This is a genomic window from Streptomyces sp. FH025, assembly GCF_017427025.1.
GTDB lineage: Bacteria > Actinomycetota > Actinomycetes > Streptomycetales > Streptomycetaceae > Kitasatospora.
Genome location: NZ_JAFLNG010000327.1, coordinates 1 through 8371, shown reverse-complemented (window position 1 = coordinate 8371; position 8371 = coordinate 1). Strand labels below are relative to the sequence as shown.

Genomic DNA, 8371 nt, shown 5'->3' with positions numbered 1-8371 from the left:
GGTTCCGTCGCCGCTCCGGCGGTGCCGGAGCGGCGACGGGGAAACGGGATGGGAGGAGCCCCGACAGCCGGATCTGATTCTCACCACTCGGCGATCGCGCTGGCCCCCAGCCCATCGATCGGTGTCCACTCGTGCTCCAGGATCGAGTAGGTGATCGAGTCGCGCCAGGCTCCGTGAACGAAGACGTGGTCACGGATCCGCCCGTCCTCGGTCATGCCGGCCCGCAGCAGGGTGCGTTCGGAGGCCTCGTTGAGCGGTGAGCGGGCGGCCCAGATGCGGTGCAGGCCGAGGGTGTTGAAGCCGAGGGCGCAGAGCAGGTGGACGGTCTCGGTACCGAGGCCCTTGCCCCACGCGGCCGGGTGGAGGGCGAACCCGATGGTGGCGGCCTGCTGCGGCTCGGTGGCCAGACGGGCGTAGCCGATCAGCGGATGTTCGCCGCGCCGGGTCACAGCGAGGCAGTACTCGGTGCGCGGGGTGGCTTTCGCGGAGTCGATGGACCGGGCGGCGATCGCTTCGACCTGTTCGCGGGTGCGGGGTTCGAAGCTGAGGTGCCGGGTGGCCTCGGGGTCACCGTAGATCGCCAGGAGAGCGTCGGTGTCCTCGGGTTCGACTTCGCGCAGCGCCAGGTTGGGGCCGGTCAGGTGAACTGGAGTCATGGCTGCGGAGCCTATCCGCAGGGTCATCGGACGAGGGCCGAGGTGGGGGTGGCGGTGAAGGCCTCGATCTCCTGGCGCAGACCGGCCGCCGCGCCGCCGCTGCTGCTGCGGCGGCCGGCGCCGTGCAGGGCGGCGTGGACGCGTTGGGCGCTGCTGACGATGCCGAAGTTCCGTTGCTCGACGGGGAGGTCGAGCACGGGGCGGACGGCCTCGGCGGCGCCCTCGATCTCGCCGCGGGCGATGCGGGCGAGTGCGAGGTCGGTCTGGGCGCCGGCCTGGTCGCCGAAGGCCCACTCGTCCTCGGTGGCGTTGCGGTAGGCGGAGACGGCGGCTTCGGACTGGCTCTCGCCGAGGGTCGCGTCTTCCCCGAGCTGCACGGTGGCCTCGGCGACGTAGTAGAGCTGGCGGGGCAGCGGGAAGGTCATGATGCCGCCGAAGGCGTCGAGGTCGTTGGGTTCGACGGTCGCGCGGGCCTCCTCGGCCTGCTGGATGGCGGTGCGGGTGGCCTCGCCGTCGCCGAGGAGGGAGTGGGCGCGGGCGGAGAGGCAGGCCAGCCAGACGCTGGTGGTGCCGCGGACGTCGCCGATGGCGCCCTGTCCGAGGGCGGCGTAGTCGGCGGCCTCGCCGGGGCGGCCGGCCCAGTAGGAGATCAGCGACTGGAGCGAGCGGACCCAGGCGCGCATGGCGTGGTGGTCGGCGTTATCGGCGCAGACGAAGGCGGTGCGGGCCTGCATCATGGCTGCGCTCGGGTTGCCCAGGTCGTGGCTGGCCTTGGCGAGCATGCCGGAGGTGATCCCGGCGAGCAGGTACAGCTCCCGGGCCTGCGACGGCTTGGCCCGTCCGTGTTCCAGCAGTTGGAAGGTGAGGTCCTGGACCTCGACCAGGTCGCCGAGCAGGGTCGGCAGTGCCAGCTTCGGGTAGGCGATGGTCAGCCGCCGTACCTCGTCGTTGATCTGGCCCAGGGTCTCCGAGCCGATGCTGCTGCCCTCCGCTATCGCGGTGAATCGAAGTGCACGACGAGCCGCCATTGTGACCTGCCTTTCCAATTCCGTGGTGCCCGCGTCGAAGCGGGGCTCGCTGCTGAACGGGCCACCAACAGGCAGTGCGGTTGCCTGCTCGGGTGGGAGGAGGACAGGGGCCGGCCGTGGTGGCGGGACGGCGAACGAGGCGGTGGTGGCGAGCACGTGTACGGGGCCGGCCGGTGCGGGCGCTAGGAGTTGGTCGACGCCGACGCCGAACATGGCCTCCAGCACCCGGCACTGGTCCGGGTAGGGGCGGGTCTTCACCGCGCCGCCGTACCAGCGCTCGAACTGCCGCTTGGAGACCGACAGGCCCCGGAGCCGGGGGTCGCGCTCCTGCTCGGCGGCCGAGTTCGCCGTCGCCTCGAACCGGAGGCGGAAGGTCTCGTATACCTGCCAGTGTCGCTGAAGCGTCAAAACCCTTAGGAGTGTGGGCGTTTCAGCCACCGCGGATCATCTCCGTCCCCGTTCGTCTGTTCTGACGATAGCCGTGGTCGCTCGACAGGGAACCCGTTCGAGGTCGTCTCAGCCCAGATGGCGGCGGCCGTGACGGCAGTCATGACGCGCACCGACATGGCCCGCCTCTCGGGACGACGGGATGGTGACGGCGGTCGCGTCGTATCGGTGCCGCACCTGGCGTCGCCATCCTGAACGCCACTTCGCTGTCCGTGCATTGTCGACAGCGAAGCGTGAGATCGAGGGCGCTGGGATCCGCACCCGATCGACCCCATCCAGCACCACGTGCATTCCGGTTCGCCATGCCGCGAGCCGGCAACGGGAGGGAACCGATGGACAACACCCTGACCGCTCTGGCCGGGCAGATCGCCCAGCTGGACACCGTGGACTCCGCCCACTTGGAGCGGATGCGCCACGAAGCCCTGACCGCCCAGGCCCCCTGGAAGGCGGAGTACGGCGCCTACCAGTCCGGCGGCTGGTGGACCACCTCGCTGATGAACGCCTCCGGTGACGCCGCCGACGTGACGATCGGAGACTGCGCGGCCCGGCCTACCGACCTGCTGGGCCGGATGCCGGCCACCGCCGCGTTCCTGGCCGACCTCGGCCTGGACTTCATGTGGGTGCGGCTCGCCCGGCTGGAGGGCAACGCCTTCCTCTGGGAGCACCGCGACTACGACGACCTCGACCAGGTCGAGCGGCACCGGCTGCACGTCCCGCTGCACACCAACAGGTCCGCCTTCCTGGTCACCGGCGGCACCAAGGTGCACATGACGGGTGGGCGGATCTGGCGGCTCACGCCGACATACGCCCACGGGGTGTGCAACCTGCTCGGCCCGGACCGGATCCACCTGATCGCCGACGTGTACGCCGACGACGCCTACCGCCACCTGGCCCGCCGCCCCGCGCTCAGCCCGATGGCCGCGGAGCCGCTGCCCGTCCCCGACCAGACGGTCCTGGCCGCGCGACTGGAGAGCGCCCGCAACATGGCCACCCTCGGCTACACGGAGGCGGCCGAGCGGATGCTGCTGCGGCTCTTCTACACCTACGCCCTGCCGGAAGGCGCGGTCTACGACCTGATCGCCGAACTGCACACCTCCCTCGGCGACATGGAGGCCGCGACGCGCTGGGAGACCGCCAAGCGCCGCCTGCTGGCCATCCCCGCCTGATCCCAGCCCGCACCTAAGCCCGGAAGGAAGAAGCGCATGCCCACCTTGCAACTGGCGGCGATCACCCAGGCCAACCGGCCCGTGCAGCTGCCGCTGCTGTCGAAGCTCGCCGACGTCCTGGCGACCTCCCCGGCGGTGACCCACCTGATGGTCCGCGGGTCGCTGGCCCATGGCACCGCCGACCGCCTGTCCGACGTCGACTTCGTCGCCGGCGTCCACGACGCCCGGTTCCCGTCGTTCGTCGAGGCCCTGGACACCCTGATGCCGGTCGAGGCCGGCGCCCTGCTGCCCGGCTGGCGCGACACGATCGTCGCCGACCTCGGCGGCGTCGGGATGGTCTTCCTCGTCCCGGACGAGGGCAAGCTCCACCAGATCGACCTCTACGTCGCACCGGCCTCCCGGATCCCGCGGCTGCAGGAGACGGTCAGCACCGCCGTCCTCCTCGACCGTCGGCCCGGACCGGTCGCCGCGCCGGACATCGCGGCGGCCGAGAGCTTCGCCGCCGCCTTCCTCGCCCGGCCGCGCTCCTGCGCCGAGCTGCTGATCGAACACCTGGTGCTGGCCGTTCTCCTGCACAAGCGGATCAAGCGCGGCCAGCGGTTCGTGGCGTACTCCGAGTGGCACCGGCTGCACACGGCCACGAAGGACCTGATCAAGACCGCCCTGGCCCCCGCCTCGCGCTTCTGGGGCTGGTACCAGCTGCGCGAGGAGATCGCCCTCACCCCGATCGGCCGCGCCTGCCTGGGCGACCTGGACGCCGCGATCAGCGGCCCGGCCATCCCGGAGGCGGCCGACGTCACCGAGGCGATCGAGCGGGTGCTCGCCCTGGCCGAGCGGGCCTGCCCGCAGGCACTCGACGGCCTGCACGACGCCGTCGCCGCCTACCGCACCTACCAGGAGCTGATGTGAACGCACTCCACCTCGCGGGCCCGGCCGCCAGCCGGGCCCGCGAGGGCCTGACCGCCGTCTTCTTCGGCGGCGTCGTCCCCGCCTCCGCCCAGGAGGAGGCGCTGGCCGAAGAGATCGGCCGGGCCCTCGCCCAGGCCGGCTACCAGCTCCTACACGGCGGCTACAACGGGCTCATGGAGGCCGCCGCCCGCGGAGCCGGAGGCCAGGGAGCCACGGTCACCGCCGTCACGCTGAGCGGCAAGCACGACGAGTGGGGCGCGTTCAACCCCCACACCACCCTGTCCGTCCACCTGCCTGACCCCGGCGCCCGCCTCAACCACTACCTGGAGAACGCCGACCTGGTCGTCGCCATGGGCGGCGGAGTCGGCACCCTCCACGAGCTGACCGCCGCCCTCTACTACGCGACCACCATCCGGCCCGTGCCGGTCTGTCTCGCGGGCGCGCCGGCCCTGCGCCTGCTCGCCTTCCTGCGCGAGGAGCGGTGGCTGTACGAGACCCCGACCCGGCCGCTCGGCTTCCTCACCACCGCCGAGTCCGCCGACGCCTTCCGCGCCCACCTCGCCTCGCTCGACACCACCCCGATCGGAGGAGCATGACCACCCGCACCCCGCAGGCCGGCCTCGCCGCCCGACTCGCCGAAACCGCGTGCGTCAACGCCCCGTTCAAGCTCGCCGACGGCGGCCGGCTCGACGCGTACTTCGACGAGTACCGGCTCGCCTCCGACCCCGCGCTCCTGCGTGACACCGCCACCGCCATGGCCGACCTCGTCCCCGACGACGCCCAGGTGCTCGCCGGCATCGAACTCGGCGGCGTCCCCCTCGTCGTGGCGCTGTCCGCCGCCACCGGCCTGCCCGCCGTCTTCGTGCGCCGCAAGCCCAAGAGCTACGGGTCGTTCCACCAGGTCGAGGGCCTTCCCATCGACGGCCGACAGATCGTCCTGGTCGACGACGTGGTCCGCTCCGGCGGCCAACTGCTCCACATGGCACGCATCCTGCGGATGGTGGGCGGACCGGTCACCCACGCGCTGTGTGTCCTGGAGCGCCCGCTCGGCGGCCGGACGCTGCTGGCCGAGCACCGCGTCACGCTGCGCTCGCTGTTCACCGAGGCCGACCTGCCGGCGCCCCGGGCGGGTGGTGCCGCGTGAAGCGGGCCGTGCTCTTCGACCTCGACGGTGTCCTCGTCGACAGCCGGGACGCCCAACTCGCCACCCTGGCAGGCTATGCGACCGCAGCCCTCGGCAGGCGGGTGACCGTCGCCGATCTCCCGGCTGGCGCCGCGACCACCCCGCGCGAGTACGTCCTGTCCGACCTCGGACTGGACGGATCGATCAACGAGGAAGGCTGGGCCGCGGCGAGCGCCACGGCCACCCTGACCGCCGAGGTGTTTCCGTACGTCGCCCAGACCCTTGCGGCGCTCCGCGAGGCTGGAGTCGGCACCGGTGTCGTCACCCTGCGAAGCCGCGAACGGGTCAACTGGCTGCTGCCGCAGGACATCCTCGATCAGCTGGACACCGTCGTCTGCTACGAGGACGCCCAGCCCAAGCCCGCACCCGACGGCGTCCTGCTCGCTCTCGAACGGCTCGACGTCACCCCGAGAGCGGGCATCTTCGTCGGCGACACCGAGACCGACATCCACGCCGCCCACGCCGCGGGTGTCACCGCCGTCGGCGCCGGCTGGGGCTTCGCCGGCCCCGAAGCCCTCACCCGGGCCGGAGCCCACCTCGTGATGCCCCGCGCCGACCACGCCTCCTTCGTCCTGCCCCTCCTGGTCGGAATCGGCCGTCAGGAGGACAACGCCAAGCGATCTTGACCCCGGAGCCGCTACTGTTGGTGGCGCAGTCGCAGCGGACCGTTGCGTCCGTTGTCGGCTGCGCCACCTCAGAGCGACGGATACCGGAGTCATGGTCTACACCGTGGGGGCGCGAGCTATCTGCGCCGAGCTGGAGAACTGAGAACCACTCAGTCCTCGTTCTCGGCCCGGCTCGGCGTGTGATCACCCCCCACCTCTCCGCGACTCTTCCGTGAGGGCCCTACCGCCATGCGCTCGACGCAGATCCGCTCCACCTTCCTGGACTTCTTCACCTCGCGCGGCCACCGCCACGTCCCGTCCAGCCCGCTCATCCCCTCCGACCCGACCCTGTTGCTGGCCAACGCCGGCATGAACCAGTTCAAGCCCTACTTCCTGGGCGAGGTCACCCCGGAGTACCCCCGCGCCACCACCATCCAGAAGTGCGCCCGCACCTCCGACATCGACAACGTCGGCCGCACCAACCGGCACGCCACGTTCTTCGAGATGATGGGCAACTTCTCCTTCGGCGACTACTTCAAGGCCGACGCCATCGCCTACGCCTGGGAACTCCTCACCCAGGGCTACAACCTGGAGAAGGACCGCCTCTGGATCACCGTCCACCAGGACGACGACGAGGCCGAACAGCTCTGGCGCAAGATCGGCGTCCCCGCCGAACGCATCCAGCGCCTCGGCGCGGACAACTTCTGGGACATGGGCGTCCCCGGCCCCTGCGGCCCCTCCTCGGAGCTCAACTATGACCGGGGCCCGGGCTTCGGGCGCGAGGGCGGGCCGGCCGTCGACGGCGAGCGCTACGTCGAGATCTGGAACCTCGTCTTCATGCAGTCCATGCGCGGCGAGGACGACGACAACGGCACCTTCCCGATCCTCGGCGACCTCGCCCAGCAGAGCATCGACACCGGCCTCGGCCTCGACCGTCTCGCCGCGATCCTCCAGGACGTCGAGAACGTCTGCAGCACCGACCTCCTCCTGCCCACCCTCACCACCGTCCAGGAACTCGCCGGCCGCGACTACCCCGGCAGCGGCTCCGGCGGCGAGGAGAAGGTCTCGTTCCAGGTCGTCTCGGAGCACGCCCGCTCCATCGCCTACCTCATCGCGGACGGCGTGCTGCCCTCCAAGGACGGCCGCGGTTACGTCCTGCGCCGTCTGATGCGCCGCGCGATCCGCCACGCCCGCATGCTCGGCATCGACCAGCCCGTCCTCGCCCCGGCCACCGCCAGCGTCATCGCCAACCTCGGCGATGTCTGGCCCGAACTCACCGGCCAGGCAAGCCTCATTGAGCAGGTCGTCACCGCCGAGGAGGAATCCTTCACCCGCACCCTCACCCAGGGCACCCGGTTGCTCAACGCCGCCATCACCCGCAGCCGCGACAGCCGCTCCACCACCCTCACCGGAGACACCGCCTTCGAACTGCACGACACCTACGGCTTCCCCGTCGAGCTGACCATCGAGGCCGCCCGCGACGCCGGGCTGACCGTCGACGAGGACCGCTTCACCGCCCTGCTCGCCGAACAGCAGAAGCGCGCCAAGGCCGGCGGCAAGGCCAAGACCGCCGAGGCCCTGCGCCGACAGGACGCCTACCGCGAACTGTCCTCCCGCCACGGCCGCACCGACTTCACCGGCTACGACCGCCTCGACACCGAAGCCACCATCCTCGGCCTCATCTCCGACGGCACCGTCGTGCCCGGCGCCGACCAGGGCAGCACGCTCGAACTCGTCCTGGACCGCAGCCCGTTCTACGCCGAGTCCGGCGGCCAGGTCGGCGACACCGGCACCATCCGCACCACCGGCGGCGCGCTCCTGGAGGTCCTGGACACCAGGCTCGGCCTGGAGGGCTTCCACGTCCACACCGTCCGCATCCGCGAAGGCGAGATCCGCAGCGGCGAGCAGGCCGAAGCCCTCGTCGACGGCCCGCGCCGCGACGCCGTCGCCCGCTCCCACTCCGCCACCCACGTCCTGCACGCCATGCTCCGCCGCACCCTCGGCGACCACGCCCGCCAGCACGGCTCCCTCGTCGACGCCGGCCGCCTGCGCTTCGACTTCGCCCACTTCTCCGCCGTCGACCCCACCCAGCTCGCCACCATCCAGGCCCTCGTCAACGACCACCTCCTCGACGACCCCGAAGTCCGCATCTGGCACGCCACCCGCTCCGAAGCCGAGGCCGCCGGAGCCACCGCCCTCTTCGGCGAGAAGTACGGCGACCACGTCCGCATCGTCGACATCGGCGACTTCTCCCGCGAACTCTGCGGCGGCACCCACGTCCCCCACGGCTCCAACGCCGGCCCCGTCCGCATCCTCGGCGAAGCCTCCATCGGCTCCAACCTCCGCCGCATCGAAGCCCTCACCGGCCGCGACGCCC

Annotated in this window: 8 protein-coding genes; 6 read left to right on the top strand and 2 right to left on the bottom strand. The window is 71.6% G+C overall.

All coding sequences use genetic code 11. The features are described 5' to 3' along the window. Positions 1-80: 80 nt before the first annotated feature. Positions 81-656 carry a GNAT family N-acetyltransferase gene (locus tag J0670_RS22255; RefSeq protein WP_207813410.1) on the bottom strand — a complete coding sequence of 192 codons (576 nt, stop codon included), beginning with the start codon at positions 654-656 and terminating at the stop codon, positions 81-83. Between the two features lie 23 nt (positions 657-679). After that, a complete protein-coding gene (locus J0670_RS22250; protein WP_207813409.1) occupies positions 680-2092 on the bottom strand; it encodes a hypothetical protein in 1413 nt (470 codons plus the stop codon). A gap of 371 nt (positions 2093-2463) precedes the next feature. Between J0670_RS22250 and J0670_RS22245 the strand changes: the two genes are divergently transcribed. From J0670_RS22245 to alaS, 6 genes are all read left to right on the top strand, one after another. Then, entirely contained in the window at positions 2464-3297 is an 834-nt protein-coding gene (locus J0670_RS22245) for an aspartyl/asparaginyl beta-hydroxylase domain-containing protein (RefSeq protein ID WP_207813408.1), read from the top strand. A 36-nt stretch (positions 3298-3333) separates the two neighbouring features. Continuing rightward, the gene (locus J0670_RS22240; protein WP_207813407.1) at positions 3334-4206 is read left to right on the top strand and encodes a hypothetical protein; all 873 of its coding nucleotides are present in this window, start codon (positions 3334-3336) and stop codon (positions 4204-4206) included. Next, a complete protein-coding gene (locus J0670_RS22235; RefSeq protein WP_307806638.1) occupies positions 4203-4802 on the top strand; it encodes an LOG family protein in 600 nt (199 codons plus the stop codon). The genes J0670_RS22240 and J0670_RS22235 overlap by 4 nt, the downstream gene beginning before the upstream one ends. Beyond that, complete coding sequence (locus J0670_RS22230) at positions 4799-5350, top strand: orotate phosphoribosyltransferase (protein WP_207813406.1); 552 nt, start codon at positions 4799-4801, stop codon at positions 5348-5350. The genes J0670_RS22235 and J0670_RS22230 overlap by 4 nt, the downstream gene beginning before the upstream one ends. After that, a complete protein-coding gene (locus J0670_RS22225; RefSeq protein WP_307806637.1) occupies positions 5347-6015 on the top strand; it encodes an HAD family hydrolase in 669 nt (222 codons plus the stop codon). The genes J0670_RS22230 and J0670_RS22225 overlap by 4 nt, the downstream gene beginning before the upstream one ends. A gap of 228 nt (positions 6016-6243) precedes the next feature. Next, a partial coding sequence (gene alaS, locus J0670_RS22220) for an alanine--tRNA ligase (protein ID WP_207813405.1) occupies positions 6244-8371 on the top strand: 2128 nt, incomplete at its 3' end.